General features: G+C 70.6%; 22 protein-coding genes. 17 read left to right on the plus strand and 5 right to left on the minus strand.

Features of this window, described 5'->3' with window-relative positions; genetic code table 11:
* The first annotated feature begins 267 nt into the window (after nucleotides 1–267).
* On the plus strand, nucleotides 268–1,866 hold the full coding sequence (locus OG711_RS37060) for a serine/threonine-protein kinase (RefSeq protein WP_329563246.1): 1,599 nt from the start codon (nucleotides 268–270) through the stop codon (nucleotides 1,864–1,866).
* Nucleotides 1,867–2,291: 425 nt separating this feature from the next.
* Here OG711_RS37060 and OG711_RS37065 read toward each other — a convergent pair whose 3' ends face one another.
* The gene (locus OG711_RS37065) at nucleotides 2,292–2,762 is read right to left on the minus strand and encodes a DIP1984 family protein (protein ID WP_329563248.1); all 471 of its coding nucleotides are present in this window, start codon (nucleotides 2,760–2,762) and stop codon (nucleotides 2,292–2,294) included.
* 203 nt (nucleotides 2,763–2,965) lie between these two features.
* Here OG711_RS37065 and OG711_RS37070 point away from each other — a divergent pair, with 203 nt between their 5' ends.
* Nucleotides 2,966–3,388: a hypothetical protein gene (locus tag OG711_RS37070; protein WP_329563250.1), complete on the plus strand. Its 423-nt coding sequence runs from the start codon at nucleotides 2,966–2,968 to the stop codon at nucleotides 3,386–3,388.
* Between the two features lie 167 nt (nucleotides 3,389–3,555).
* Here OG711_RS37070 and rph read toward each other — a convergent pair whose 3' ends face one another.
* Complete coding sequence (rph, locus tag OG711_RS37075) at nucleotides 3,556–6,150, minus strand: rifamycin-inactivating phosphotransferase (RefSeq protein ID WP_329563252.1); 2,595 nt, start codon at nucleotides 6,148–6,150, stop codon at nucleotides 3,556–3,558.
* A gap of 594 nt (nucleotides 6,151–6,744) precedes the next feature.
* Between rph and OG711_RS37080 the strand changes: the two genes are divergently transcribed.
* The 4 genes from OG711_RS37080 to OG711_RS37095 all read left to right on the plus strand — a co-directional run bounded on the left by OG711_RS37080 (nucleotide 6,745) and on the right by OG711_RS37095 (nucleotide 11,036).
* Complete coding sequence (locus OG711_RS37080) at nucleotides 6,745–7,401, plus strand: O-methyltransferase (RefSeq protein ID WP_329563254.1); 657 nt, start codon at nucleotides 6,745–6,747, stop codon at nucleotides 7,399–7,401.
* Between the two features lie 233 nt (nucleotides 7,402–7,634).
* Nucleotides 7,635–8,201: an EF-hand domain-containing protein gene (locus OG711_RS37085; RefSeq protein ID WP_329563255.1), complete on the plus strand. Its 567-nt coding sequence runs from the start codon at nucleotides 7,635–7,637 to the stop codon at nucleotides 8,199–8,201.
* Nucleotides 8,202–8,565: 364 nt separating this feature from the next.
* Complete coding sequence (locus OG711_RS37090; protein ID WP_329563257.1) at nucleotides 8,566–10,143, plus strand: cellulose binding domain-containing protein; 1,578 nt, start codon at nucleotides 8,566–8,568, stop codon at nucleotides 10,141–10,143.
* Nucleotides 10,144–10,292: 149 nt separating this feature from the next.
* Complete coding sequence (locus OG711_RS37095) at nucleotides 10,293–11,036, plus strand: bleomycin resistance protein (protein ID WP_329563260.1); 744 nt, start codon at nucleotides 10,293–10,295, stop codon at nucleotides 11,034–11,036.
* Between the two features lie 51 nt (nucleotides 11,037–11,087).
* Here OG711_RS37095 and OG711_RS37100 read toward each other — a convergent pair whose 3' ends face one another.
* Nucleotides 11,088–11,702: a flavin reductase family protein gene (locus tag OG711_RS37100; protein ID WP_266511116.1), complete on the minus strand. Its 615-nt coding sequence runs from the start codon at nucleotides 11,700–11,702 to the stop codon at nucleotides 11,088–11,090.
* Nucleotides 11,703–11,767: 65 nt separating this feature from the next.
* Here OG711_RS37100 and OG711_RS37105 point away from each other — a divergent pair, with 65 nt between their 5' ends.
* The 8 genes from OG711_RS37105 (at nucleotide 11,768) to OG711_RS37140 (ending at nucleotide 19,947) form a co-directional block, all read left to right on the plus strand.
* Nucleotides 11,768–12,466: an ArsR/SmtB family transcription factor gene (locus OG711_RS37105; protein WP_329563262.1), complete on the plus strand. Its 699-nt coding sequence runs from the start codon at nucleotides 11,768–11,770 to the stop codon at nucleotides 12,464–12,466.
* 283 nt (nucleotides 12,467–12,749) lie between these two features.
* Nucleotides 12,750–13,364: a winged helix-turn-helix domain-containing protein gene (locus OG711_RS37110; RefSeq protein ID WP_266511110.1), complete on the plus strand. Its 615-nt coding sequence runs from the start codon at nucleotides 12,750–12,752 to the stop codon at nucleotides 13,362–13,364.
* 253 nt (nucleotides 13,365–13,617) lie between these two features.
* Complete coding sequence (locus tag OG711_RS37115) at nucleotides 13,618–14,169, plus strand: dihydrofolate reductase family protein (RefSeq protein ID WP_329563263.1); 552 nt, start codon at nucleotides 13,618–13,620, stop codon at nucleotides 14,167–14,169.
* A 115-nt stretch (nucleotides 14,170–14,284) separates the two neighbouring features.
* A complete protein-coding gene (locus tag OG711_RS37120) occupies nucleotides 14,285–15,040 on the plus strand; it encodes an SRPBCC family protein (protein WP_329563265.1) in 756 nt (251 codons plus the stop codon).
* 363 nt (nucleotides 15,041–15,403) lie between these two features.
* Nucleotides 15,404–16,003, plus strand: a complete 600-nt coding sequence (locus OG711_RS37125) for a choice-of-anchor C family protein (protein ID WP_073788204.1) — start codon at nucleotides 15,404–15,406, stop codon at nucleotides 16,001–16,003.
* 204 nt (nucleotides 16,004–16,207) lie between these two features.
* Nucleotides 16,208–16,915, plus strand: a complete 708-nt coding sequence (locus OG711_RS37130; protein ID WP_329563268.1) for an NUDIX domain-containing protein — start codon at nucleotides 16,208–16,210, stop codon at nucleotides 16,913–16,915.
* Between the two features lie 247 nt (nucleotides 16,916–17,162).
* Nucleotides 17,163–18,482 carry a hypothetical protein gene (locus OG711_RS37135; RefSeq protein ID WP_266511096.1) on the plus strand — a complete coding sequence of 440 codons (1,320 nt, stop codon included), beginning with the start codon at nucleotides 17,163–17,165 and terminating at the stop codon, nucleotides 18,480–18,482.
* A gap of 310 nt (nucleotides 18,483–18,792) precedes the next feature.
* On the plus strand, nucleotides 18,793–19,947 hold the full coding sequence (locus OG711_RS37140; RefSeq protein ID WP_266511093.1) for an alkaline phosphatase PhoX: 1,155 nt from the start codon (nucleotides 18,793–18,795) through the stop codon (nucleotides 19,945–19,947).
* A 91-nt stretch (nucleotides 19,948–20,038) separates the two neighbouring features.
* On the opposite strand, the gene OG711_RS37145 is transcribed toward OG711_RS37140, so the two are convergent.
* Both OG711_RS37145 and OG711_RS37150 read right to left on the minus strand, forming a co-directional pair.
* The gene (locus OG711_RS37145; protein ID WP_329563271.1) at nucleotides 20,039–20,809 is read right to left on the minus strand and encodes a YqjF family protein; all 771 of its coding nucleotides are present in this window, start codon (nucleotides 20,807–20,809) and stop codon (nucleotides 20,039–20,041) included.
* Nucleotides 20,810–20,852: 43 nt separating this feature from the next.
* Nucleotides 20,853–21,320 carry a nuclear transport factor 2 family protein gene (locus OG711_RS37150; RefSeq protein ID WP_073788195.1) on the minus strand — a complete coding sequence of 156 codons (468 nt, stop codon included), beginning with the start codon at nucleotides 21,318–21,320 and terminating at the stop codon, nucleotides 20,853–20,855.
* 1,492 nt (nucleotides 21,321–22,812) lie between these two features.
* Here OG711_RS37150 and OG711_RS37155 point away from each other — a divergent pair.
* The 3 genes from OG711_RS37155 (at nucleotide 22,813) to OG711_RS37165 (ending at nucleotide 26,502) form a co-directional block, all read left to right on the plus strand.
* Nucleotides 22,813–24,030 carry a glycosyltransferase gene (locus OG711_RS37155; RefSeq protein ID WP_266511087.1) on the plus strand — a complete coding sequence of 406 codons (1,218 nt, stop codon included), beginning with the start codon at nucleotides 22,813–22,815 and terminating at the stop codon, nucleotides 24,028–24,030.
* Between the two features lie 413 nt (nucleotides 24,031–24,443).
* Entirely contained in the window at nucleotides 24,444–26,096 is a 1,653-nt protein-coding gene (locus OG711_RS37160) for an MDR family MFS transporter (RefSeq protein ID WP_329563274.1), read from the plus strand.
* A gap of 154 nt (nucleotides 26,097–26,250) precedes the next feature.
* On the plus strand, nucleotides 26,251–26,502 hold the full coding sequence (locus OG711_RS37165) for a DUF4190 domain-containing protein (protein ID WP_245876787.1): 252 nt from the start codon (nucleotides 26,251–26,253) through the stop codon (nucleotides 26,500–26,502).
* The last annotated feature ends 118 nt before the right edge of the window (nucleotides 26,503–26,620 follow it).

The following is a 26,620-nucleotide window of genomic DNA, read 5'->3' on the forward strand; positions in this document are numbered from 1 at the left end:
TCTGTGGTGCCGTCGCCGTGCCTCTGCGGCGCCTCAAGATCATTGACGGACGATGACGGGTGCGGAGTTGGCGGGGTCGGGGGCCCAGCCGGTGATGATCGGCTTGTCGGCGGCGGTGCCGGGAGTTCGAGTTCGGCGGCGGAGGCGGAGGTGCGTCGGTGGTCGGTGCGACTCCGAGGCTCTGGAGTGTGGCCCCCTTGGCAGGTCAATCGCCGTTAAAGTAACGGCCGTTGGCGTGCTGGGCGGGGCGGACCGGGGCGGGCGGAAATGCACAGCGACAGGGTGAAGCAGGCGCAGCCGGAGCGTCGATTCGGGCCGTTCACAGTGCTCGGGGAGTTGGCCAGTGGCGGCATGGGGAGGGTGTATCTGGCGACCACGGCGGGCGGTCGGACGGTCGCGGTGAAGACGTTGCTGGCCGACAACGCGAGCGGTGTCGTCGCCCAGGCGGACCGGCGCCGCTTCGCCCGCGAGGTGGCGCTCGCACAGCGGGTGCAGGGGGTCTACACCGCGAGTGTGGTCGCCGCGGACGCGCACGCGCCGATGCCGTGGATGGCCACCGAGTACATCGCGGCCCCTTCCTTGCGAGACCTGGTGGCCGGTTGCGGAACCCTCCGGCCGCAGGCCTTGTACTGGGTTGCCGCGGGTATCGCGGAGGCGCTGGTGAGTATCCATGCCGCGGGGCTGGTGCACCGTGATGTGAAGCCGTCGAACGTTCTGCTCCCCATCGACGGCCCCCGGGTCATCGACTTCGGGATCTCCCATGCCGTCGACATGACGAGGACGCAGGCCGCGCTGGGCACGGTCGCGTTCGCCGCGCCCGAGCAGGCCCAGGGGCAGGCCAGCACATCCGCCTCGGATGTCTTCTCGCTGGGCGCCACGCTCTTCCATCTCGCGGTCGGCCGGGCCCCGTACCGGGACGGCGGCTCCGGCCCGGCGATGGAACAACTGGTACGGGCGGCGACCGGCGACCTCGATGTGTCCGGGCTGGCGCCCGAACTCCACGCCCTGATCCTGCCGTGTCTCGCGCTCGACCCCGCTCACCGCCCGACGCCTGCCCGGATCCTGGAGGAATGCGCGGGGCAACTGCTGCGTCGGCCGACCGGCCAGGGCGGCAGGCATTGGCTGGACCCGGCCTGGACCAGCGAGATCGAACGGTATGGCGAGCGCCGGTCGCGAGAGGTGGAGGACGCGCGGCGGCGGGTGGACCCGGACGCGCCGACCGGGCCGGTAGGAGCGCCCCGGCGCACCACAGTGCTGCCGTCCCCGCCCCAGCACGAGGACGCGCCGCCCGGCGGACGGGGCCAGCGAGGACGTCTCTGGGCCATCGGTTCGGGGGCGGCGGCGGTCGTCATGGTGGGGGCGCTGCTGCTCTGGCGCCCTTGGCAGGAAACCGCCGGGCCGACCCTGGCGGCGCCGGACGAACCGGTGGGCTTCTACGCCGTGGACAGCAAGGTCAAAGGCGTGTGCTCCACCGATTCCCCGGATCAACCCATGGTCTCTCCCGGTACCGAACCGCCACGGTCCTACACCGCGGACGACCGCAGCGCGTGCGCCACCGTCTCCACGCCCGGCGGCCTGGAGGTGAGGAAGCTGGACGGTGTCCGCACCTTCGAGGACACCGAATCAGGCAGGGACTGGATCGTCGAGATCACGTTCAACAGCAAGGACGCGGAACGGTTCTCCGATCTGACCGGTCAGGTCGCGGGCCGGCCGGAGCCACGCAACCAGATCGCCATCGTCATGGGCGACCGGATGCTCGCCAACCCCGTCATCGCGGAGCGCTTGACGGGCCGCACCATCCCGATCGCGATCCGCCTCACCACAGCACAGGCCAAGATCCTGGCCGAAGCCCTCGGCGCCCGCTGACCCCACGACGACGAGCGTTCAGCACCCGGTTCCCGCCACTGAACCTCCGGCCGACGTGGTCGGGCGTTCGTCGCGCTCGCCGCGCCGCGGGGCGTGATGCCGACTTCCCGGCAGGGCGGCGGCCAACGTTCTCCAGCGCTTCGGCATCCGCGGATGTCTCGCCGCCGAGGATCCCCGTTCTTCATGGTGCCGCGATGTGGAAAGCCCCGAACCCGCCCTCGCCGCCCCGGATCTGCACCTGGTGATGTGCTGTGCGATGTACACCGTTACCTGTACGCGGTGCTGAGCTGCACGGTCACTGGGGAATCGAACCCCCGCGTTGCTCTTCACACGCCAGGAGTGGGCCGGAAAACCGCCGGCCCTCGGGTGTGTGCACGCCTCCGAAGCTGCTACCTGCTCCACATCGTCCCGGCCTGCCGGCCTGTTCAGTCCAGCAGATCGACCTCCCAGTTCGTACGCTGGATCCGCACGTCGACCTCTCGGATCTCCCGGGCGAGCGCATCCGCCTGTCCGCGCAGTTTCGCGACCGGCAGCGCGGAAAGCATCATCAGCTCGGACCGGAGCTGTCGGCCGTGTCCCCGCTCGCCCTTGCCCGCCGCCGCGTCCGCCGCCGAGGTGATCACGGAGTGCCGCAACCGCAGGACATCCCGGCGGGCGAGGGCGTCGGTGAGCGTGCCGTCAGCCCCCATCACTACCGTCGCATTCGTCCGGTTGATCCGCCTGATCAACGTTTCCAGAGCGTCCAACACCTCACCGGCCTCAGCCAACAGCCGAGCCGCGTCCTCGGCGGGTGTCTCCCCTTCCTGGTAACGCGCACTGCTGACGACGCGCGCCCGCAGCTGTTCCACGCGGCGCGTCGCCTCCGCACGTTCTGCCAGTGCCTCGGCAAGCTTCACCGTCTTCCCCTCCCTCCATGAGCTCGCACGAGTATAAGAGCGCGAACCAGCCCATACGCATCCGATTTTTTGCTCCGCCAGAGCCCTGACCAGCCGCTGGAGCGAGAACGGGCAGCCGACGAGACAATGCGTTCGCCACAATGCGGTCGCCGAAGGCGAGCCGGTACGGCAGCATCCGGGCAGGTCCGATGACGAGGAGCGCGGTGATCACCCAGGGCGTGAGGACCACGGCACCATGCGAAGCCTGCGGCGGCATCCTGATACGCGACACCGGCCAGTTCCTCGACCAAGGAACGCTGTGGTGGGGCACGGAGGAAACCTGCCGGAACTGCCCCGCCGCCTGGTGCGAGCAGGACAGCGGCGGCGCGACTCCCGAGGAGATCCGCCAGGCACTCCTGACGGAACACGGCCCCGCCCGACTCCGGCTGACAGCACCCGAAGCGAACCGAGTGACCGTCCTGCGCGTGCTGCGAGAAGTGCACGAGCTGTCTCCGGCACAAGCGCGTTCGAAAGCGCAGGAGTTGAGAACTTCCGGGTTGGTGGGCACTCTCGTCGAGATGGAACTCATAGCCGCCCGGCTTCGGGCCCGCTCCGTAGCGGTGACCGTCGAGACGTCACCCAGCTGACCGGTACGACGGACGGCATACCGGACGAGACACCCATCGTCCCGGGAACAGTCTCCCGTTCCGCGGCGTCGAGGAACCGGCCGCCGGTGGTGGACGACGTCACCCACCGCAGGTAGTGCCGCCCGATGTCCGTGTATCCGTATGTCCCTCTTGGCCTGTGCGGTGGGTCAGGGCAGGATCTCGACGTACCCGTCGGTTCCGTGCACACGGATACGCTGCCCGTCGCGGATCAGCCGGGTGGCCCGCTCCACGCCCACGACGGCGGGCAGGCCGTACTCCCGGGCGATCACCGCGCCGTGGGTCATCAAGCCGCCCACCTCCGTCACCAGTCCCGCGATCCCGACGAACAGCGGGGTCCAGCCGGGGTCCGTGCACGCCGTGACCAGGATGTCGCCCGCCGCGAGATCGGCCTTCGCCAGGTCGAGGACGACGCGGGCCCTTCCCTCGACGGTCCCGGCGGAGACCGGTACGCCGATCAGGGCACCGGCCGGCACGTCGTCGCGCCGGTAGACCCCGGCGACGGCCTCGCCGTCCGAGGTGAGCACCCGGGGCGGTGTGAGCGCGTGGTACGACCGGAACGCGTCCTTGCGTTCTTGGATGAGCCGGTCATCCACCTGGTTGGAGCGCACGACGTCATGGAACTCCTGGAACGTGAGGTGGAAGACGTCCTCCTTCTCAGCAAGCACACCGGCCCGCACCAGGCGCTCGGCCTCCGCCAGCAGGGCCTGCTTGTAGACGAAGTAGCGGCTGACGATGCCGTACTTCGGGTACTCCCGGTACCCGATGAAGGTCCGGACCCGGTCGATCATCCGCTTGGCCTCGTCGGCCTTCCGTTCCCCGTCCGGCAGGGCCCGCAAGCGCGACAGCAGATCCTGTTCCTTCTGCTGGGCCTCGCGCCGCCCGTGTTCGAACCGCCGCTCGGCGGCACCCGGCTCGAAGTTCCTGACATTGTCCAGGATGGCGGGCACGAGCGTGGAGGGGCGCTCGCGCCAGCGCGGCCTCGTGATGTCGATCTCGCCGATGCAGCGCATGCCGTACCGGTCCAGGTAGTTCTCGATCGCGTCGCGCGCCTCGGCCCCGCCCGGGAGCTTCGCCAGCTCGTCCAGGAAGCCCTCGTCCTCGACGCCCTCCAGCAACGCCACCACCTCCGGATGCGGGCGGATCACGTCCGCGACATCGAGCAGCGCCAGCCCCATCTCCGACGTGACGTTGTCGGGGGCGGACAGCGTCAGGGCGTCGGCCGCGTTCTTCTCACCCAGCCATTCCAGCAGCTTGTCGTTGAGCCACCGCGTGGCATCCATCCCCGCCATGATCGCCTGAAAGTTCAGCGGATCACCGAGGATCCGCTTGTGCTCCTCGAAGGCCTCCAGCAGGAAGTCGAACAGCGCCGGTCCGCTCTTGGTCCGGATGTCGCGCCCCAGTGCGGCGATGGACGCCTGGCTGCGCTCGATCAGCCCGGCGACGATGGCCGGATCGGTCTCGACAGGGACGGACGCGTCGGCAGGCGGCCTGCCGGGATCCGCGTGCGGGAGCGACGGGACGAAGCCGTCGCGGTCCAGGACGGTCTCCAGCGCGTCCCTGATCAGCAGATCGTCCTTCCCCAGCGCGTCCAGGAGTCCGGCGCGGCTCGCTGGTGACGCCAGGCGCCGGGTGACGTCGACGAACAGCCTTCCACCGGCCGTGTGCATCGGCACCAGGGCCGTCAGCTGCCACATGGAGAGCCCCAGGGGCTTCATGGGATCGGTCATCATCTGCCCGTGACCGACGGAGACGTAGACGTGATTCTCCTGGTCGCCGGTCTCGGGGGCAGGGAAAAGCGTCGTGATCGGCCGACTCTGAACCATCTGGAAGTCATCGTCCAGCAGACACCATTCGATGTCCTGCGGGCGGCCGAAGTGCGCCTCGATCCGCCGCCCGAGCTCCACGAGCCGTACGACCTGCGCATCCGTCAGCGTCGGCTCTCCCTGGCGCCGCGGGTCGATCGCCACTTCCTCCGTACCACCGGTCGGCCTGGCGTGAACAGCGCGCTGTTTGGCGGCGACCGCTTTGGCGACGATCTCGCCGTCGCGCACCTTGAACACGTCAGGGTTCACCAGGCCGGAGACCAGGGCCTCACCGAGGCCGAAGCCGGCGTCCACGGTGGCGACCTTCCGGTTGCCCGTGAGGGGGTCCGCCGTGAACAGGATGCCCGCCGCATGCGGGAGGACCATCCGCTGCACCACCACGGCCATGCGGACCGTACGGTGGTCGATGCCGTTCCGCCGGCGGTAGGTCACGGCCCGCTCGGTGAACAGCGAGGCCCAGCACCGGCTGATGTGCTGAAGGACCGCCGCGGGCCCCACGACGTTCAGATACGTGTCCTGCTGCCCGGCGAGGGACGCTGTCGGCAGGTCCTCCGCCGTCGCGCTGGACCGGACGGCGTAGCCGGACTCCTCGCCGAGCCGTGCGAGCGCCCGGGTGATCGCCGCCGCGAGATCGTCCGGGAGGGCGATCCCCTCGATGGTCCGGCGGATCCGCGCGCTGAGCGTACGGATCGCCTCCCGGTCATCCGGGTCCAGGCGCGACAGCCGATCGAGTTGACCATCGATGGACGGCGCTTCCGCCATGATCCGCCGAAAGGCGTCCGTCGTCACGCAGAAGCCACCCGGCACGCGGATGCCTTCGATCCTGGACAGCCCACCCAGGTGCGCGCCCTTGCCTCCGACGACCGCGACCTGCGTCTCGTCGACCTCTTGAAGATCCAACACGTACTGCTCGATCATCGCGGTACCTCCGGAACAGTCGTGTCCTGTCGCATTGCGCCGGCCGGTCGAATGACCGGCGCCGCCAGCTCTGCCGAACCTCTTGTCGCGCACGTCCTCATCCCTTGGTTGTCTTCCCTCCGACGGTTCGGCCGGTCCCTCCGCCCGGCCGAGTGGCACGCACACCCCGCACCGAGCGCCGATGACCGCGCTGCCGGTTCCAGCGTTGGCCCGACGCCCCGCGTCCCCGTACGTCGACAGCGGCACAGGCACTTCGTCCCGCCGTTCCCGCAGGTCGTGGCCTCGGCTGAGGATTCTGCGCCATGACGGGGGCCTTGCCGCAAGCCCCCCGGTGCGCTATACCTTGAGCACGGCAAGGAGAGACCTCCTTGCCGTTGCGTTTTGCCTCCGCGGTGATCCATCAGTCGTTCAGGCCGCGATCGTGGCGCGACGCCCTGCCCGGCGAACACCCTTCTCAGTGCGGATACGGGCCCGCTCGCGTCGTTCGGCCGCGAGTGCGCTCCCGCCCGGCGGCCGGACGCCTTGTGGGGGCGTCGGCCTGGCCCTCGGGATAGTTCCACGCCCCAACTCGGCGCACCGATAGGGTCGTTGACCATGACTCGAACGCCCACGCCTTTGTCGGACGAACTGTTCGACTACCTGTGCGCCAACGGGAGCCCGCCCGACGCTGTGCAATCCCGGCTGATCGCCGAGACCGCCGCTCTCGGACACGAGGCCCGACTCCAGATCTCGCCCGACGAAGGCGCCTTCCTGACCCTTTTGGCCAAGCTGACCGGAGCCCGCACCGCCCTGGAGATCGGAACCTTCACCGGCTACTCCGCCTTGGCCATCGCCCGCGGACTCGGTGAGGACGGCCGTCTGACCTGTCTGGACATCAGCGAGGAGTGGACCCGGATCGCCCGCCGCCACTGGCGGGCCGCCGGAGTCCAGGACCGCATCGAACTCCGTCTCGGCCCGGCCTTGGACACCCTCAAGTCCCTGCCCGACGAGCCGGCCTACGACCTGGTCTTCATCGACGCCGACTACGAGAACTACACCGCGTACTGGGAACAGGTGGTGCCCCGCGTCCGGCCCGGCGGAGTGATCCTGGTCGACAACGTCCTCTATCACGGTCGCGTCATCGACCCCGACGACACCGCCGGGACCACCCAGGCGGTCCGGCAGCTCAACGAACGCGTCCGCACCGACGACCGCGTCGAAGCCACCATGATCCATATCGCCGACGGACTCACCCTCGCCCGCAAGAAGTAGCCGTCCCCCGACCCCGTAGCCGGGCCACCCGGTCATTCCCGCTCGGCGGTGTCCGGTTGCGGCCTTCCCGGGCATCGCCAGGGCTTGGCGCCGGTCTGCCCTCCGGTGCCCCTCGATCTCGAACCCGCACGACACCGCAGCCTCAACAGCGCGGTAGGCGGAATCTTCGCCCTCCAAGAGGGAGAGGATGCCGAGGAGGAGAGATCCCCGTACCTCCGACCGAAAGGCACTCCATGGCGGACGAGTTGCTCATCCGTAAGATCGGCCACGGTTTCGACCATCTCGACCGGGACGGTGACGGCCGCCTCACGGAACACGACCACGTTCTGATGGGGCGGTCGGTCGCCGCCTCCCTCGGACACGCGGGGGGTTCACCAGCCGAGCAGCAAGTGGTCGCCGCCTACCTGGCGATCTGGCGCGACCTGCATCTGCCTCATCTGCCGCCGGGGGCGGACGCGGTGACCCGGGCGGAGTTCATCGTGTCCACCCGGTCGCTGGCGGACGATCCCGCGGCGGCCCGTGCGACGCTCGGCGCCCTCGCGGAGGCGTTCCTGGCGGTCGCCGACACCGACGGCGACGGGAGGGTGGACGGGGAGGAGTTCTTCGCTTTCCAGCACGGCCACTTCCCCACCCTGACGCGGGAGGCCGCCGCCGAGGCGTTTCGTCACCTCGACCGGGATGGTGACGGGACCCTCTCCCGGGAGGAGTTCATAGGCGGCCTCATCGAATTCTGGACGAGCCGTGACCCCGAGGCCCCCGGCACCTGGTGGACCGGAACAACCCGCTTCCCGGATAGCTGAGCCTCCAACCGGGCCCGTTCGACCCCGGCAGCGGGATCGCACGGGCCCGGCCGGTCCTTCGGCTCGTACGGCCCTGGGTGCGGGACCAGGCCCGTACCGGAGCACGGGCCTGGCTTGGCACGCCGCGCGATCGAACAGCGCCTGCATGACGGGGCGTTGGAATACCCGCGTGGCTTCGATACCTCTGGGGGAGCCGGCACCAGCGGCGTGCGTGCCGTCACGCACGCCGCCGACGCGTTCGGGGGGCCTGGGCACCTTGACGTGGCGTCGTGCGGCCGATAGTCAAGGCGGGCGGCTTTGGTATAGACCAGGCTGCCGTACCGGCCCGCTCGAATCGCGCTCGTTCCCTGCCTGGGAGGCAGCAATGCGAAGACCACCGGCGTCGCTGATCGCCATCGTTCTCGGGTTCCTCACCCTGCTGCTCGCCCCACCCGCCACCGCGAGCAGTCCGCTCGCCCAGGTGACCGCGGAGTTCCGCAAGACCTCGTCCTGGGAGAGCGGTTACCAGGGCGGCTACACCATCAAGAACGGCAGCCGCACCCGACTGGACGGCTGGAGCGTCGCGTTCACCCTTCCGGCGAACACCACGGTCAGTACCCAGTGGGACGCCCGTCTCACCCGTGACGGGTCCCGTCATGTCTTCGGCGACGCGGGCTACAACGGCACATTGGCACCCGGCGCTTCCGTTACGTTCGGCTGGGTGGCCAACGGCCACGGAGTCCCCGCGCACTGCGTCCTCAACAACGGCGGACCCTGCGACGACGGCTCCGACACCACACCGCCCTCGGTGCCGACGGGCGTCACCGTCACCTCGGTCGAGGAAACCGCGCTCCAGATCGGCTGGACGGCGTCCACCGACGACCGGAGCACGCCCCTGACCTACGAGATATCCCTCGACGGGGCAGCCCCCGTCACCGTCGTCGGTGCCACGTCCTACCGGGTCACCGGTCTCAGCCCCGCCACCGGCTACCTGCTCCGCGTCCGCGCGAAGGACGCCGCAGGCAACACCTCCGCGTACAGCCCCGCGGTCACGGGCCGGACGGGCGATCCCCGTCCCCGTCCCCGGACCATGCCCACCGCGCCCTACGTCGACATGGGCGCCTGGCCCACCCCGAGTCTGCCCACCCTGGCCTCGGAGAGCGGGCTCAAGAACTTCAGTCTCGGCTTCATCACCGCCACCACCTGCAAGGCGATGTGGTTCAACCACTTCGATCCGCGCACCGGCTGGGCCGGTGCGGACATCGCCGCGCTGCGGGCGGCCGGGGGCGAGGTGAAGGTGTCCTTCGGCGGAGCGGGCGGCAGGGAGCTGGCCCAGACCTGCGACTCGGTGGACGCGCTGTTCGCCGAGTACGACGCCGTGGTCACCCAGTACGACCTCAAGTACGTCGACTTCGACATCGAGGGCTCCGCCACCGCCGACCCGGTATCCATCGCCCGCCGATCGGCCGCGCTCGCCCGGCTGCAACAGGCCCACCCCGGCCTGCGGATCTCGCTCACCCTGCCGGTCACCCCCAGCGGGCTGACGGCCACCGGACTCTCCGTGGTGGCCTCCGCCCGGGACGCGGGCGTCGAGCTGGACATCGTCAACATCATGACGATGGACTACTTCATGGTCATCGACTACGGAGACGCCGCCCTGAGTGCCGCCGAGGCCACCGTCGCCCAGCTGAGGTCGCTCTACCCGGCCGGTGACGACGCCCGGCTCTGGGGCATGCTCGGTGTCACCCCCATGCTCGGGGAGAACGACGACCACCAGATCTACGACCAGGCCGACACCCGTCAGCTCGTCGCCTTCGCGCGCAGCCGCGGACTCGGCATGATCTCCTACTGGGACGTCACCCGCGACCGCAACGCCTGCACCGGGGGTCATCTCTCCCTGTGCACCAACATCCCCCAGTCGCCCTACGAGTTCTCCCGTATCGCTGCCGCCTACACCGGCTGACCGGCTCCTCGTCCGCGCCCGCCCGCCCACCTCGCGAGGGGCGGGCGGGCGCGGACAAAGGGTGCCATCCCGTGCACCCGGTTCCCGCACGCACTCCAGCACGCTCATCAACTTTGACTAGAGTGGTCAACTTTGACTACTCTGCCGCCATGGCTGAGAAGACGATTCCCCTCCTGCCCTGCCGGTCGGAGCTGATCGAGCCGCTGCTCGACTTCTACACCGCGCTGGGGTTCGGGACGACGTTCCACCAGAAGAGCCCCTACGCGTACGTGGTGGTCGAACGGGGCGCCGTGGAGCTCCAGTTCCTCGGCATGAAGGAGTACGACCCCGCCGCCTCGTACTCCGGTTGCTACATCCTCACCGACGACGTGGAGGGCCTGTACGAGGCGTTTCGCAGCGGCCTCAAGAGCGCGTACGGAAGGATTCCCGCCCGCGGGCTGCCGCGCATCGGGCCGCTGAAGGACATGTCCTACGGGGTGCGGCAGTTCCTGATGACCGACCCCACGGGCAACTCCATCCGGATCGGCCAGCCGATCAGCGACGACGGCAGTCACCGCCCCCTGCCCGCGGAGACCTTCGCCCGCGCGCTGCATCTGGCCGATCTCTTCGTGGACTCCAAGGAGGACCTGCCCGGAGCGGTGCGGATCGTCGACCGGGCACTCGCGCAGACCGGCAAGCGGCCCACACCCGCGCAGTCGCTGCGGCTGCTGGTTCTCCGCGGCGATCTCGCGCAACGGCTCGGCGACGACGGAACGGCCCGCTCCATGCTGGACCGGGCCGCCTCGGTGGCGGCCGCGGACCTCGCCGACCCCGCCGCCCTCGCGGAGCTGACCGAGGAGGAGCGGGGGGCGGTGCGCGACGCCGTGGCCAGGCTCGCGGAGCTGCGTGGCTGAGGGGGAGTGCGGCCGTACCCGCCCCTGCGGCCGTACCCGTACCCGGCCCCGTCATCGGGCCGCCCGCGCGGTCTGCGACCGGGCGCTGTGCCCGAGTTCATGGCCGAGCCCGAAGTAGTGACGGAAGTTGTACACGAGCGGGCTCCAGCGCGCGGGGTCGATGTGATGGGTGGCGGGGACGGTGATGTCCGGTGCCGCGTGGACCCGCAGCACACGGGTCTCGACGATCAGGAACTCCTTGCCGCTGTCGGGGCGCACGTCCGCCGCGACCGTCTCGAACTGGAGCGGGCACTGGGCGACGCGCGGCGGCGCGATGAGTTCGGACGGCACCGCGGTGAGACCGGACGCGGCGAACTTGGCGGGCTCGTGCACGACCGGACCGCGGGGATCGCCCGGCCGCGGTCCACGGCCGGTGAGCCCGCCCAGCCGCTCGACCTGCCGCCACAGCTCCGGGCCGGGCAGGCTCAGGACCAGTTCCCGTCGGCCCGCGAGCAGATTGTGAGCGGTCTGCCCGTCCGGTCCCAGTCCCAGCACGATCACCTGGCCCAGGGCCCAGGCCGAGGAGATGGGTGCGAGGTTCGGCGAGCCGTCCTCGTTCTCGGTCGTGACAAGCACGACGGGGGTGCCGAAGTAGAGGATGCTCGGGTTGATCGTCTTCGTTTCCATGGCCAGGACCGTAGGCGGTGCACGGTTCGGTACCCGCCGAACCGACAGCGGCGGAAGATGGACGGATGGACACACGTGAGACCGGACAGGGGGTGGCCGCCGTGGCCGCTCTCCTCGCCGACCCGACCCGAGCGGTGTTCTGTCTGGCTCTGCTCGACGGACGGGCCTGGACCGCCGGTGAGCTGGCGCGTCACGCGGGCGTCGCGGCATCGACGGCCACCGGGCACCTCAATCTGCTCGTGACCGCCGGGCTGCTGGCCGAGCACCGCCAGGGCCGCCACCGCTACGTCGGACTGGCCGGTCCGAAGGCCGCGGAGCTCGTCGAATCCCTCGCGGCCCTCGCACCGGGGGACCGGGAGCCGCACCGCTCGCTGAACACGGCCCGGCGTTCCCGTATCCTCGCCCGGGGCCGTACCTGTTACGACCACCTGGCGGGCATGCTCGGTGTGGCCGTCACCGACGCCCTCACCGAGCGCGGTTTCCTCGACGACCGTCATGGGCTAGCCCTCACGTCCCGGGGCCGTGACTGGCTCACCGGCCTCGGGATCGCCCTCGCCCCCACCCGCCGCCCCGCCGTCCGCACCTGTCTGGACTTCACCGAACGCCGCCCCCACCTCGCGGGTGCTGTCGGCGCCGCCCTGTGCCGCCACGCGTTCGACACCGGATGGATCACCCGCGTCGGCACCACGCGCGCCGTGGCCCTCACCGAACAGGGTCATGACGAACTCCGCCGTCACCTCGGTCTGGACTTGACCGCGGCCTGAGAACGGCTCCCGCCTGCGCGACCTCCGGCCCCACGGCGGGCTCTTCGACCGGTCGCTGCCCGGGCCCGCTCCGGACGCCCCTGCCTCCCCGGGCGTCTGCCCGGACCTGCCTCGACTCCGGCGTGGGTCGGCCGAACCCGGGCCGGGCCCGCCGTCACGACAGTCGTCCGTCCCTCCTGTCCGAAGCCCTCCTGTCCGAAGCCTTCGTGCGAATCCTCCCGTCCGACTCACCGACAAATTAATTTGTCTTGACAGTATTAAAGTTCGGTGTGAAAGTGGGGACATGTTCGAAGTAGCGGTGATCGAGGATGCGGCAGCGGCCGAGGCGTCGCTCGACCCCATGCGGGCCGGACTGCTGGCCGCGCTGGCGGCCGGGCCCGCATCGGCGTCGATGCTGGCGGCCCGGGTCGGGCTGGCCCGGCAGAAGGTCAACTACCACCTCAAGGCGCTTGAGCGGCACGGCCTGATCGAGCTGGTCGAGGAGCGGCGCAAGGGCAATGTCACCGAGCGCGTCATGCGGGCCACCGCCGAGTCCTTCGTGATCTCCCCAGTGGTCGCGGAAGGGGTGCGGCCCGACCCCGCGCGCTTCACCGACCAGCTGTCCGCACGCTGGCTGCTCGCCGTCGCCGCCCAGCTCGTGGGCGACGTCGGGGCGCTGATCACCGGCGCGACCAAGGCCCGCAAGCGCCTGGCGACATTCGCGATGGACGGACGGGTGCGCTTCGCCTCGGCGGCCGACCGTGCCGCGTTCGCCGAGGAACTGGCCGGTGCGGTCACCGCCCTGGTCGCCAAGTACCACACCGAGAGCGCCGAGGCCGGACGTGACCACCGTGTGGTGGTCGCCCTCCACCCGAGTGTCGCTCCGCCGGTGGACGGCACCAGCGCCGAGGATTCCTGACACGGCGCCCACAGTGGCAGCCGCCCCGACCGCCACGCCGTACGCGCGGCGAACAGCCCCGCGCACCCGGCCCGATCCGGAACCTGATCCGGTCCGCGACCCGAACCGGTTCGGTCCGGAAGCGGAACCCGGACCGGTCAGGAACCGGAACCGGTCCGGCGAGAGCTTGCCCCGTCCCCCAGGGACGGACATCACCAGCACGACCGGCCGCGGAGAACCTCCACGGCCGCGACGACCACCGAAGGAGCGCACGATGGGAACGATCAAGGTTCATGAGTTCATCACCCTCGACGGAGTGATCGGCGCGCCGACCTGGACGATGGAGTACGGGTTCACCCCCGAGATGGGCGAGTCCATCGGCGGCTTCGTGGAGTCGTGCGACGCGATCCTCCTCGGCCGCACCACCTACGAGGAGTTCGCCCCCGCCTGGGCCACCCGTTCCGTGGAGGACGACCCCGGCGCCCCGTTCATGAACGAGACCCCCAAGTACGTCGTCTCCTCCACCCTGGAACACGCCGACTGGAAGAACTCGACCGTCCTCGGCGGGTACGACGCCGACGCCATCCGCCGGTTGAAGGACAGCATCGACGGAGGGATCTACGTCAGCGGCAGCGGCACCCTGGTCCGCGCGCTGCTCGCCGACGGCCTGGTCGACGAACTCCACCTGATCGTCTACCCCGTCACGCTCGGCACCGGCCCCCGGCTCTTCCCCGAGGGCGCACCGAAGTCGTCACTGAAACTCGCCGGGAGCCGCGCCTTCGGCAACGGAGTGCTGCACCTGACCTACAACCCCGCCACACGCTGACCGCCACCGCGCCGCACCGCCCGGAACCGCGCACCGCCCGGGAGTGCCTGGGCGTGGCCTCCGCCACCCGCGCGGCACGCGACCACGCTCCCGACGAAGAACGAGAGATCCCCCGATGCCGCACCCCTTCGAGCTGCGCAAAGAGATCACCCTGGACGCGACATCCGAAGAGGTCTGGGACGCGATCGCGACCGGCCCGGGAATCGACTCCTGGTTCATGGGCCGCAACGAGGTGACGCCGGGCGAGGGCGGCCGAAACGGTATGGACCTGGGCGGTCATGTCCAGGAGTCCACCGTCACCGCGTGGCAGCCGCCCCTGCGCTTCGCGCACCGCTCGGCCGAGGCCGACGACGGTTCGTTCATGGCCATGGAGTTCCTGGTCGAGGGCCGTGACCAGGGCAGCACCGTACTGCGGCTCGTGCAGAGCGGTGTGCTGGGTGACGACTGGGAGACGGAGTACGAGGCCATGGCCGTCGGATGGGACATGTACCTCCACACCCTGGCCGCCTACCTCACCCACTTCCCCGGCCGGACCGCGGCACCCGTGGGCGCCTTCCGCCCGGGAGCCGCCGCACCCGAACGGGCCTGGGCGGTCCTCAAGGAGGCGCTCGGCCTGCCCGACCGCCTCACCGAGGGCGACGCGGTCCGGCTGGCCGTCCCGGGCGGCGCGCCGGTCGAGGGCGTCGTCGACTACCTGGCCGCACCGGCCTTCCTGGGCGTACGCACCGCCGACGGGCTCTACCGCTTCATCCACTCCGGACCGGACCGCGGCAACGTGATCGTGCTGGGCCACCACGTCTTCGACGCCGGCGCGGCCGACGTGCGGATCGAGCGGTCCTGGAAGGACTGGCTCGCCGGACTGGCCTTCTAGGACCGGTCCGCGACGGCTGCCTCAGGACCACGTGCTGTCGGTGTGCGGGGCCGGGCGGACCCTGGGCGGATCGGGTGATCCGGGGCAAGGGGCGCGCGCCTTCACGTACACGCCGGACACCGGTACCTCGCTCGGGGTCGCCCGCCCCGGGGCGCTCCCGAACCATGTGCGGGAGGCTCCGCGATGCCTCCGTGGGTCACCCGTGCCGCCCCAATCAGCTTGTTGGAGTGCGGTGGTGCGCCCGCGGACCACGCGCCCTTGCCCGGCACCCCCGCGCGCCGGGGCGCAAGCCTTCTCATCCCTTCCGGCCTGCCGGAATGCTGATGCCGCTGGACACGGAACCCCCTACTTCAGGAGGCAGACATGGCAGTCGCACGCTACTTGGTCGTCGCCGTCGCCGCGGCAGGACTTCTCGCGACCGGTCCGGGGATGGCATCGGCCGCTCCGTCGGCGGTGGCCGTGAGCCGGTTCGACGACGGCAGCTTCGAGTACCCCACCGCGCCGGCGAACTCGTTCACGACCGTCACCGCCGGGCAGTCGATCGGGCCGTGGAAGGTGAGCGCCGGCGGGGTGGACCTGATCGGCGCCGGGTTCTGGCAGGCCGCCGAGGGCGACCAGTCCGTCGACCTCAACGCCACCCAGCCGGGCGCGGTCGCACAGACCTTCACCACCGTGGTGGGACGTACGTACACGGTCACCTACGCGCTGGCGGCGAACCCGGAGGGCGGTGCCGCGGTGAAGACCGGCAAGGTCCTGGTCGACGGGCAGAACTTCCAGGACTTCTCCTTCGACTCCACCGGGAAGACGCGCGCCGCCATGGGCTATGTGCAACGGCAGGTCACGTTCGTGGCCAACGCGCCGACGACGACCCTCGGGTTCGCCAGCACCCTTCCCGGTGCGTACGGACCCGTCATCGACGATGTCCGCGTCACCGCGTCCTCTCCCTGCTCCTGCAACCCCTGACGGCCGGTCGTCCTGACCTGGCCTGACGTGACCTGATCCGACCCATGCCCGCCCCGGACGCACGCCGACGGTGTACGACCCGGGGCGGGACAGCGGGACAGCGGGACAGCGGGACAGCGAGGCGGCGGGACAGCGGGCGGGGCGCATTCCACGCCGCCGCACCCGCTCGCCGAAGCTCGCGCACCAGGCCGCTAACCTTCCCGGATGGCTGACGTCCCCCTCACGGTCAACCCCCTGTTCGACGGCACCGGCCTCGTCCTCGCGAAGGACCCGGACGAGGCCGGGACGTACCGCTTCCCCCGCCACGACCAGGCGCCGGACGGCACCTGGCGCTCGCTGACCCTGGCCGAGGCACGCCACGCACGTATCCGGCCGGTAGGCACCGCCGAGAAGGTCCTGAGGGACTGGACGACACGCGGTCCGGTGCGACGGCCGGTTCCCTGGGTCGACCCGGCGGTCGATGAACCGGTGCGGGTCCGGGCCGGTGCGGTGGTGATCCGCGACGAGCACATCCTGCTCATCGGCTTCGAGGAGGACGGACAGCCGTTCTACGAGATACCCGGCGGCGGGGTCGAGGACGGTGAACCCTTGCACCGCGCGGTGGTCCGCGAACTGCGGGAGGAGTCCGGCCTGAGCGGGGACGTGGTCCGGGAAGTGGCCCGGGTCTGGAAGGACCGACGCCGCGAGCACTACTTCCTCCTGGAAGCCGAAGGAGAGCTCGGCGCCCGCGAAACACTCGACAACCACGGCGGCGCCCCCGTGTGGATCCCGGTCCGCCAACTGCCCGTCACCCCCGTCTGGCCGCGGCGGCTCGCCTGGCGGATCACCCACTGGCACACGACGGGCTGGCCGTCCCACCCGGCCGAACTCGCCGACAGCATCCACGACCTGCGAGCCGGGTGCACCTGGTGAGCCGCGCCTTCGGCCGCCGTTGCGCGAGCGGCTGACGCTGAGCCACCGCGTCCGCCCACGTGCCCGTTCAACCCGCCCCCGGCGGACCCCGTCCACCCAACCGGCACCGGCACCGGCACCGGCACCGGCACCGGCACGGCGAGTGGCCCGTGCGCTCATGCCCCCATCGGTCCTGCGGTGGGTCGGTCCATCGACCTGGCGATCCGGCGACCCGGCGATGTCAGTGGTCGTCCCTAAGCTGCTTGGCGTGGTCCGTTCCCGGGAGCGAGTGGGGGTCGTGGTGCGCAGGCCGGTCGAGGGCAATGTTGAGGTTCACTACAGTCAGATCTATGTCGAGAGCGATCCGGACGGCGTTTTCCCGGAACTCGCGGAAGCGCTCGGCGGACAGCGCAACGGGTTGTGCGGGGCGGCGACCCCCGGTCTGCTGTGGCTGATCACCGGCCTGCACACCGGCAGTGTCATCTTCACCGTGGAGGTGCACGACCAGGCCCCGCCGCTGGACGACGGGTGGGAGGAGATCGTGGAGGTCTCCTTCCGGCCCGCCTCCACCAGCACCGCACTCGTGGAGTGGGGAGGCGGGGGTTCGTGGGACCTGGGCCTGGACGAGATCGACCACCGGGTCCGGTACTGCGCCGCAGGCATGGACGAGGGGAAGCAGCACGACACCCGGTTCCCCGAGGAGGCCGAACTGGACCGCTATCTGTTGCAGTTCTGGCCGGCACCGCCCGGTCCGGACCGCGTCCTGAAGCAGACCTCGGAGGTCGCCGCCTACTGGCACGACTACGCCCAGGAGCAGCCGCCCCCGCCGACCCCGGCCGAACGTGCCGAAGCCGCGCGCCTCGCCCGGCTCGCGGAAGCAGAAGCAGAGAGGCGGCAAAGGTTCGCCTACGAACTGTGGCAATGGGGAGGGAAGTTGCCGAGCCCGGCGCTCAGCGCCGTCGGCGGCAATGTGCGCGGTCTGCTCCGCTTCGACCCGGCCCTTGTCCACGCTCTCGACGCCGCGGGCTCCGCAACCCAGCGTCAGGTGGCAGTGCTGGCGGCGCGCCGCGCGTGCGAAGCGGCCGGACTGACCGCGCTGGACCCGGTCGCCGCCGCACTCACGGACCTCGCCGAAGGGCGTCCACTGCCGCCGCCCTTCAACGACCCGGACCGTGCGTGGCGGGCCCTGGAGTCCGACCCGCGCTTCCCCGACAGGACCGTGGCCGAGGCCGTCCCGCCCGAGCGGCCTCCCTTCGAGCCACCCGCCCGGGACGGCGTGGACGCCCCGGTTCCACAGCCCTCGCCGGTGGTGCATCTCGTGGGCCCCGCGGCGATGGTGGCGCATTCGGACTACCCGTCGCCCACCGGAGCGACGGTGTACGCGCTGACCACGGTCGGCCGGCCCGTCCGGCCGCCCCACATGTCCCAGCCGCACATGGCCGTCCCCGCCCTGTTCGGTGCCGCCGGGTCCGACCCGCTCCGGGCCGCCCTCGATTCGGTGTTCGCGGCCGTGGTCACCTACGGCGAGGACTATCCGGCACTTCTGCGGGAGATCCGGTCCGCCTGCCAGGAGTATCCGCAGGCGTAGACATCCCGCCGCTGCCCGGCCGTCGGCGTGGACCTGTGCGGACCGGCGGACCCGGTCCGACCCGTGTCCGCCCCTGGGATGACCCCCGGCGGGCCGGCCGGGCGTCACCCCAGGGAGCCCCGGCTCGTTGCACCGGTATGGCCTACTCCGTACCGGGCGCCCGGCCGCAGACGGCCATGCTCGTGCCCGACCGGCACGCGACATCCGGCGTTGGCCCCGCGGCCATGGGCGACGCGTATGTTCCCTGGTCGTGCGATCCCGCCCCGTCGACCGGTGGTCCGGGCCGGTCACCAGCCCCCTGGAGTGATTCATGGAACGTCGCACCTTCCTCCGCACGGCGGTCATCGGTACCTCGACAGCGGCGTTCGGCGGCTCCCTGTGGCGCGGTGCGGCGCTCGCCGATCCCGCGCGGCCCGGCCCGGGCCCGTACGGCACGCTGCGGCCGGCCGACGCCAACGGCATCGCCCTGCCGGGCGGGTTCACCAGCCGGGTCGTCGCCCGTTCCGGCCAGAAGGTCGGCTCCACCCCGTACACCTGGCACGACGCGCCCGACGGCGGCGCGTGCTACGCCGACGGCACGGGATGGATCTATGTCTCCAACGCGGAGGTCACCCCGGGCGGAGCCGGTGCGGTGCGGTTCGCCCCGACGGGGGCGATCACCGGCGCGTACCGCATCCTGTCGGACACCCGGCAGAACTGCGCGGGCGGGAGGACGCCGTGGAACACCTGGCTGTCCTGCGAGGAGGTGAGCCGGGGCTACGTCCATGAAGCGGACCCCTGGGGAACGGCCCCGGCCGCACGGCGCGACGCGATGGGCCGGTTCAAGCACGAGGCCGCCGCGGCCGACCCCGTGCGCGAGGCGGTCTATCTGACCGAGGACGAGTCGAACGGCTGCCTCTACCGTTTCCTCCCCACCACCTGGGGCGACCTGTCCTCCGGCAGGCTCCAGGTGCTCACCGCCGGAGCCGCCGTCTCCGGCAGCTTCGGCTGGGCGGACGTCCCGGACCCCGGCGGCTCACCGACCGTGACCCGCGACCAGGTGCCGGGTGCGAAGAGGTTCGACGGAGGCGAGGGCTGCCACTACGCCGACGACAAGGTCTGGTTCACCACCAAGGGCGACAACCGGGTCTGGCAGCTGAACCTCACGAGCGACACCTACGAACTGACCTACGACGACTCGCTGGTCAGCGGGGGCGCTCCACTGACCGGGGTCGACAACGTCACCGGCTCCTCGTCCGGTGACCTGTTCGTCGCCGAGGACGGCGGCACCATGGACATCTGTGTGATCACACCGGCCGGGACGGTCGCGCCCTTCCTGCGGATCGACGGCCAGTCGTCGTCGGAGATCACCGGACCGGCCTTCTCACCGGACGGCTCACGGCTGTACTTCTCCAGCCAGCGCGGCACGAGCGGTTCGTCGTCCGGCGGCATCACCTACGAGGTGACCGGCCCCTTCCGCACCTGATCGCACCTTCGCCGCCCGGACCGTGCCCCACCCGTGCTGGTGCAGTCCGGCGGACGGCTTCCGCGCCGACTCCACTGCCGCGCCCGGCTGTTCACCGGGCCCGGGCCCGGCCCCCGCTCCGGTGCGCGGGCGCGCCGAGACGGACCGGGACTCCCGGTGAGTACAGGACGCTGACCGGCTCCGCGTGCCGCGGCGGCAGCCCCGCCGCCGCGACGAGTCCGTCCTGGCATTCCAGGAGTTCCGCCCGGTACAGCGGCCAGCGCGGGTGGTCGTTGGGCAGATAGGCGACGCCGCGAGGGAAGGCGTTGTGCATGCCCCACCGGGCGGTGAGGAAGTGTTCGAGTTCTGTCGGCTCGCCGACGCGTCCGCCCTTGCGTATGACGACCCGGCTGCTGACGCCGCGCGGCGCGGGCCAGCGCCGGGATGTGGTGTAGGCGACGGTGTCACCTTCGGCGCGAACGGACATACGGGACCACATGTACGGCAGCCGGAACCCGGCCCGCCCCATGACCACCGGTACGAGCCGGGCGGCGTCCATCGAGCGGAACGCCACGCCGCGCCTCCCCTCGGCGTCGACCGAGTACAGGCGTACGTTCGTTTCCGGGAAGGCGCCGAAGTACGGGACACCCGGCAGCCGGAACCAGCCGACCCGGTGCATCCGGAAGGCCACGAGGCCGACGTACGTGGTCCCCTGGAACGTGTCGGGCACGGTTCCGGCCGGCAGCAGTCCCGCCACGCGGTCCGGGTCCACGGCCCAGTGGACGAAGGCGAGGTCCAGCCACCACTGGGTGAGCAGTGGCCGTGCGATCGCCGTGGTGGCGTCCGGGCTGACGGGCTCCGGGCGGTGTTCTGTGCTCGACATGACGCCAGCATCGCAGCGTGGCCCACGCCGGCCGGGCGGGGGCCTACCGCAGCGGGATGCCGTGTCCGGGGCCGCGCTCATGCTCGGGCCTGGGGCCCGAGTAGCGCCGGTCGGACTCGGCGATGACCGTGTCGTTGATGCTGGCCTCGCGGCGGGTCATGAGTCCGCGCTCGTCGAACTCCCACAACTCATTGCCGTAGCTGCGGTACCACTGGTCCTCGGTGTCGTGCCATTCGTACTGGAACCGGACGGCGATCCGGTTCCCGCCGAACGACCACAGGCTCTTGCGCAGTACGTAGTCGAGTTCGCGTTCCCACTTGGCGGTGAGGAAGGTGATGATCTGCTCGCGGCCCGTGAGGAAGACGTCCCGGTTCCGCCAGACGGAATCCTCGGAGTAGGCGAGGGCGACCTTGTGCGGATCGCGGGTGTTCCACGCGTCCTCGGCGGCCTGGACCTTGGCGATGGCGCTGTCGGCGTCGAACGGCGGCAGCGGTGGACGGGCCTCGGACATGCTGATGATCCTTCCGGGAGTCGGGAGTCGGGAGTCGGGAGTCGGGAGTCGGGAGTCGGGTCAGGGGACGGCTCGCGCGCGGTGCCGACGTACGGCGTCACGGTTGGCGCAACGCCGGCCACAGTAACGCTGCCGTCCGGGGACCAGGGCGCGCCCCTCTACCGGGAGCTCGGATTCACCGATCACCCGGACCCCGCGCTGTACTGGCGCCCGTGACCGCCCCGTTCCCGTACGCGCTCCAAGGCGTAACGGTGCGGACCGCGGATGGTGTCCGGATGGCCGTAGCGGCGAGAGGGGGCGCTTCTCCCGGTGCGGGACGGTGGGCTGTTCGTGCGGGGGCGCGTTCATCATGCGATATGCTTCATGTGTGTTCGCGGCCGTGACAAGCGGTGGCGGGGCATGCGTTGGTGGTCCAAGGAAAGACACCCCACTTCCCGTGGGGGGATGTAGGTGCAAGGCCTGCCCAGCGCTCGATCAAGACCCGGTCTCCTTCAGGGAGACCGGGTCTTTTGATGTGTGCCGAATAGGGAGTGGGCTACCGGCGGTCGGTGCCGAACGGGCCGTGCCGAATACCTCGCGTCCCCACCGGTCTTCCTTCGCCGCCGCGAAAGGGCCGACGAAGCGCGGTGTCGCTTTCTGCACGGACATCGCGGATGTCGGCACAGCTCTGCGCGGTGAGAATGGGCTCACCGGTGATTCCGGCGAGCTGTACGTCAGGTCCCCCGCAGTCATCACGCAGGTCACGTATCCCGTGGGGCGAGCGAGCGAGCGAGCGAGCGGGTGCGGCGCCGGGGCCGCGGGGTGAATCCAGTGATCCCGATGTCCTCGCCACCGTCCTCGTGGAGAAGCTCGGGGCCGCTCCTGGGAGTCACGACGCCGCTGTGACGAGTGCTTCTTTTGAGCCGAAGTCGCCGTGTGTCAGGGGCTCTTCAGGGCCCGCGCTCCCGGTGATGCCGCACGCCGTGGTGCCGTCGCGGCTGTACCGTGCGGTATGCGGGGTGCCATAGCCCGCAGAAGCGTTGCGGGTGCCCGCCGTATCGCTTCATGGGCAAACGAAGGGCATTTTCTTCCTGCGCCGACCCGCCCGGCCTGTTCCTCCGCCCTGCCTCCGTATGCCTCATACCGCACGTCCTGCGGGTACGGCTTTCAGCTGTCCAAAATTCATCGCACGATGAAATCAACCGTTGACCTGCCCGTGAGTCGACCACAATTATTCATTTGCGGCAGGGAATCGCAAGCTCCCCCCGGCTGCGTACAGCCGGACAACGGCGTCCGGCTCCTTCTCGCCCGCCCCGCCGGCCTCTCGCCGGGCCAATGGAGTGTGCGACGAAGGCGGTTGACGGTACGGCCACCGTCAAGGGAGCCCTGCTCCGGGGCGACGCCGCGGTTCAGTCGGCACCTGCCCGCCGCCGGGCCCGGCGCAGGCGGTGACCTTCCGCGGCGGCCCCGAACGGACTTCGCGCCAGCAGAGCCCATCGGAAAGGCATCATTCGTGCGCATACTGTTCACCACCCTCGGCAGCCCCTCGCACGGGCGCGCCCAACTGCCGCTCGCCAGGGCGCTCGCCGCCGCGGGCCATGAGGTGCTCGCGGCCACCACCCCGCCCATCGGCTCGGTCTTCGAGCACGACGACGTCCGGGTGACGACCCCCATCGACGACGTGATGCCGGGCGCCGATGTGATGCCCGAGCTGGTGGAGATCGCCGGGCGGACGGATCTGGACGAGAAGGAACGGAACGATCTGACCTTGCAGGTCATGTCCCGGTCGGTGGCCAGCGGCATGGCACGTGAACTCCTCGGCTCCCTGCTCCCCGTGGCACAGGACTTCCAGCCGGACCTGATCCTCCGCGACGGCATGGACCTCGCCAGTGTGCTGATGGGTGAGAAGCTCGGCATCCCCCAGCTGCCCACCCCGTCAGGGACCAGCAACTCCCTCGACCCGGCCGACCTGCTTCCGCATCTGAACGTCCTGCGGGAGGAACTCGGGCTGCCCACCCATGAGGACCCCCTGTCCGTCGTCCCGCGCGGCCGCATCGACTACGTGCCGCCGGAGCTCTCCTTCTCCAAGTATCTGCCGGCGTCGTGGTCGTACCGGCAGACGGTGAACGTGGACCGGGGTTCCGTGCTGCCGCGATGGGTCGCGGAACTGCCCACGGACCGCCCCCTGGTGTTCGCCGCCCTGGGCACCGCGCTCCCCATGTTCCAGGAGAGGCAGGGCAGCGAGGAGATGCCCGAGATGCCCTTCCGGATGCCGGACCCGAACGACTCGCTGCGGACGATCATCGAGGCGGTGTCACGTCTCGACGACTGCACCGCCATCGTCGCGACCATGGGCATCCCGGTGGACACCGACGGCCTGCCGTCGCATGTGCACGTCGCCGAGCGGCTGCCGCAGCCGCTGCTGCTGGAGGCCGTGGACCTCTTCCTGACCCATGGAGGGTTCAACAGCATCCGGGAGGCGCTGCGCACGGCCACACCCGTGGCGGTGCTGCCCCAGTTCGGGGACCAGCACAAGAACGCGCAGCGTATCCAGGAACTCGGCCTCGGCCGGAAGGTCACCGAATCCACACCGGACGCCATCACCGGTACCTGCCGCGAGGTGCTGGCGGACAGCGCCATCGCCGCGCGGGCCCGTCGGGCCCGTATGTCGATGCTGGCACTGCCGGAGATCGAGAGCGCTGTCGCCGACCTGGAGAAGCTCGTCGGGTGACGCGTCCGTTCCGCGGCTGCCCGGACCCCGTACCGGGCGGCCGGGCGGCCGCGGAACCCCCTGTTCAACCCCCTGTTCAGCAACCCGGGTTCAGCAACCCGGGTTCACCAGTCCCATTTCAGTGGTCCGACAGCACGGTGCAAGCACGTGCGGCAGAGAAGGTTGCCAAGGATGTCCCCACCCTCCATGATCCCTGACGCCGTGAACCGTGCCGTGCACCTCGGCCGCCCGTACCGGCTGCCCGACCCGACGGGCGTGAACCGCGCCGCCCGCCGTGGCCGTCCACGCCGACTGCCGGTTACGACGGTGCTCTCGGTTCCGACGGTGTGCGCGGTTCCGACGGTGTGCTCGGCACCGTTGAAGGGCTGGTGCGGCGCACAGCCGTCCGGCGCCATACGTCCGGGCACCACCGCATGAGCCGGGGAGACGGCCCGGCCGCCCCGGACGCGACCCCACGCGATGCGAAGAGCGGCCCGCAGGGCGAGCAGGCCGCTCCGGCCCGGCTGACGCACCGGCAGATCGTCACCGTTCTCTCCGGCCTCATGCTCGGCATGTTCCTCGCCGCGCTCGACCAGATGGTCGTCTCGTCGGCGCTGCGCACCATCGCCGACGACCTCCACGGGCTGACCGCCCAGGCCTGGGTGACCACCGCCTACCTCGTGGCGGGCACCATCGCCACCCCGCTGTACGGGAAGCTCTCCGACATCCACGGCCGGCGGCCCGTCTATCTGTGGGCGATCGTCCTGTTCGCCGTCGGGTCGCTGCTGTGCGGATTCGCCACGTCCATCCACCAGCTCGCGGCCTTCCGGGCGGTGCAGGGAATCGGCGGCGGCGGACTGATGTCGCTCGCGATGACGATCATCGCCGACATCACCTCGCCGCGTGAACGCGGCCGCTACCAGGGCTACATCACGGCGGTCTTCGCCGGTTCCAGCGTCGCCGGGCCGTTGGTCGGGGGAGTGTTCGCGGAACGCTCCACGCTTCTCGGGCTCGACGGCTGGCGCTGGATCTTCCTGATCAACGTGCCGCTGGCGGCCCTGGCCGTCGTCGTGATCCTGCGCGTCCTTCGCATACCGCACAAGCCGGTGCGGCACCGGCTGGACCGCGGCGGGGCGGTGGCGCTGGCGGTCGGTATCGTCCCGCTGCTCCTCGTCGCCGAGCAGGGACGCGGCTGGGGCTGGGGCTCCCCCCGGGCGCTGACCCTGTGCGCGGTCGGCCTGGCAGGTCTGCTCGTCTTCGTCCTGGTCGAGCGGCGGATGGGGGACGCCGCCCTGCTGCCGCTGCGGCTGTTCCGCATCAAGGCGTTCCGCCTGGGGGCGGCCCTGCACTTCGTCGTCGGTATCCCGATGTTCGGCGCGATGGCGCTGCTTCCCCTGTACCTGCAACTCGCCCAGCGCATGACTCCCGTGAACGCGGGTCTCGCCTCCCTGCCCATCGTGGTGGCGAACGTGGTGGCGACCATCGCGGTCGGCCGGATGATGTCCCGGACGGGGAAGTTCAAGGTGCACCTGGTGGCGGGCATCGGCTCGCTCACCGCGGGCATGGCGGTGTTCGCGACGCTGAGGGAGGACAGCCCGCTCTGGTACGTCTCCATCGGCATGCTGTTCGTGGGAGCGGGACTCGGCGCGGCGATGCAGACGATCACCACGCTGGCCCAGTCCGACGTCCCCCCGGGGGACATGGGCGCGGCGACCGCGTCGGTCAACTTCTTCCGCTCGAACGGCGGCACGGTGGGCACCGCCATGTTCTTCTCGATCCTCTTCTCGCTGGCCGGCCCGCGTATCGGCGAAGGGCTGGCCGAGGCCCGTGAGGAACCGTCGTTCCGCCAACTGGAGGCCGAGCCCGCGAACGCCGGTGCGCTGGAAGGGGTCCTGCGGCCCGACGGCGGTCTCAACCTGGAGGACTCGGCCTTTCTTCGGACTGTCGACACCCAGGTCGCACAGCCCTTCCTCGACGGCTATGTCAGCGCGATGCAGGCGGTCTTCCTCACCGGGGCCGTCGTGGCGCTGCTCGCCTTCGTGATCGCCGCGTGGCGGGTGCCGGACACCACACTGTCCTCGGAGTGATGACGCCTTGTCTCCGGGAGCACGGGAGCACGAAAGCCGGGGGACAGGGACCCGGGAGCGCGGGACCCGGGAATTCCCGGGCATGTCGTCGGCGGGAGGGGGTAGCCGCAGGGATGAGAAGAGTGCACCACGGATCGACGATAGGAGTCAGATCGTGCACGCCTCCAAGAGCATGTCCGATATCAGCGCACCTTCCCATGTCCAGGGTCTCGCGGTTCTCAGCCTGGCCCTCGGAATCCTCGGATTCTTCTTCTTCAGCCTGATTCTGGGGCCGCTCGCCATCCTGACGGGATACCTGGCCATGCGAGGCACGGAGCCTCAGCACACGGCCATGGCGAAGGCCGGGATCGCGGTCGGTACCGCCGTCCTGGTCCTCCACGCGATCCTGCTCACGGCACAGTCCTGAACAGTTCTCACGGTTCTCCTCTGACGGAGCGGCCCGGCGTGGTTCGCGGCGTTCCGTCGGACCCTTTCGCCGGTGCGACCGGCAGCCGGTGCGATCCGGTGAGGTGATCCCGTGACGT

It is taken from the genome of Streptomyces uncialis (genome assembly GCF_036250755.1).
Lineage (GTDB): Bacteria > Actinomycetota > Actinomycetes > Streptomycetales > Streptomycetaceae > Streptomyces > Streptomyces uncialis.

What these genes read in the sequence shown, in the direction of transcription:
- OG711_RS37060 (WP_329563246.1), top strand. Translation starts at nt 268, where the DNA reads ATGCACAGCGACAGGGTGAAGCAGGCGCAGCCGGAGCGTCGATTCGGG.
- OG711_RS37100 (WP_266511116.1), bottom strand. Translation starts at nt 11,702, where the DNA reads ATGGAAACGAAGACGATCAACCCGAGCATCCTCTACTTCGGCACCCCC.
- OG711_RS37095 (WP_329563260.1), top strand. Translation starts at nt 10,293, where the DNA reads ATGGCTGAGAAGACGATTCCCCTCCTGCCCTGCCGGTCGGAGCTGATC.
- OG711_RS37105 (WP_329563262.1), top strand. Translation starts at nt 11,768, where the DNA reads ATGGACACACGTGAGACCGGACAGGGGGTGGCCGCCGTGGCCGCTCTC.
- rph (WP_329563252.1), bottom strand. Translation starts at nt 6,150, where the DNA reads ATGATCGAGCAGTACGTGTTGGATCTTCAAGAGGTCGACGAGACGCAG.
- OG711_RS37160 (WP_329563274.1), top strand. Translation starts at nt 24,444, where the DNA reads ATGAGCCGGGGAGACGGCCCGGCCGCCCCGGACGCGACCCCACGCGAT.
- OG711_RS37145 (WP_329563271.1), bottom strand. Translation starts at nt 20,809, where the DNA reads ATGTCGAGCACAGAACACCGCCCGGAGCCCGTCAGCCCGGACGCCACC.
- OG711_RS37115 (WP_329563263.1), top strand. Translation starts at nt 13,618, where the DNA reads ATGGGAACGATCAAGGTTCATGAGTTCATCACCCTCGACGGAGTGATC.
- OG711_RS37085 (WP_329563255.1), top strand. Translation starts at nt 7,635, where the DNA reads ATGGCGGACGAGTTGCTCATCCGTAAGATCGGCCACGGTTTCGACCAT.
- OG711_RS37080 (WP_329563254.1), top strand. Translation starts at nt 6,745, where the DNA reads ATGACTCGAACGCCCACGCCTTTGTCGGACGAACTGTTCGACTACCTG.
- OG711_RS37110 (WP_266511110.1), top strand. Translation starts at nt 12,750, where the DNA reads ATGTTCGAAGTAGCGGTGATCGAGGATGCGGCAGCGGCCGAGGCGTCG.
- OG711_RS37130 (WP_329563268.1), top strand. Translation starts at nt 16,208, where the DNA reads ATGGCTGACGTCCCCCTCACGGTCAACCCCCTGTTCGACGGCACCGGC.
- OG711_RS37125 (WP_073788204.1), top strand. Translation starts at nt 15,404, where the DNA reads ATGGCAGTCGCACGCTACTTGGTCGTCGCCGTCGCCGCGGCAGGACTT.
- OG711_RS37120 (WP_329563265.1), top strand. Translation starts at nt 14,285, where the DNA reads ATGCCGCACCCCTTCGAGCTGCGCAAAGAGATCACCCTGGACGCGACA.
- OG711_RS37140 (WP_266511093.1), top strand. Translation starts at nt 18,793, where the DNA reads ATGGAACGTCGCACCTTCCTCCGCACGGCGGTCATCGGTACCTCGACA.
- OG711_RS37090 (WP_329563257.1), top strand. Translation starts at nt 8,566, where the DNA reads ATGCGAAGACCACCGGCGTCGCTGATCGCCATCGTTCTCGGGTTCCTC.
- OG711_RS37150 (WP_073788195.1), bottom strand. Translation starts at nt 21,320, where the DNA reads ATGTCCGAGGCCCGTCCACCGCTGCCGCCGTTCGACGCCGACAGCGCC.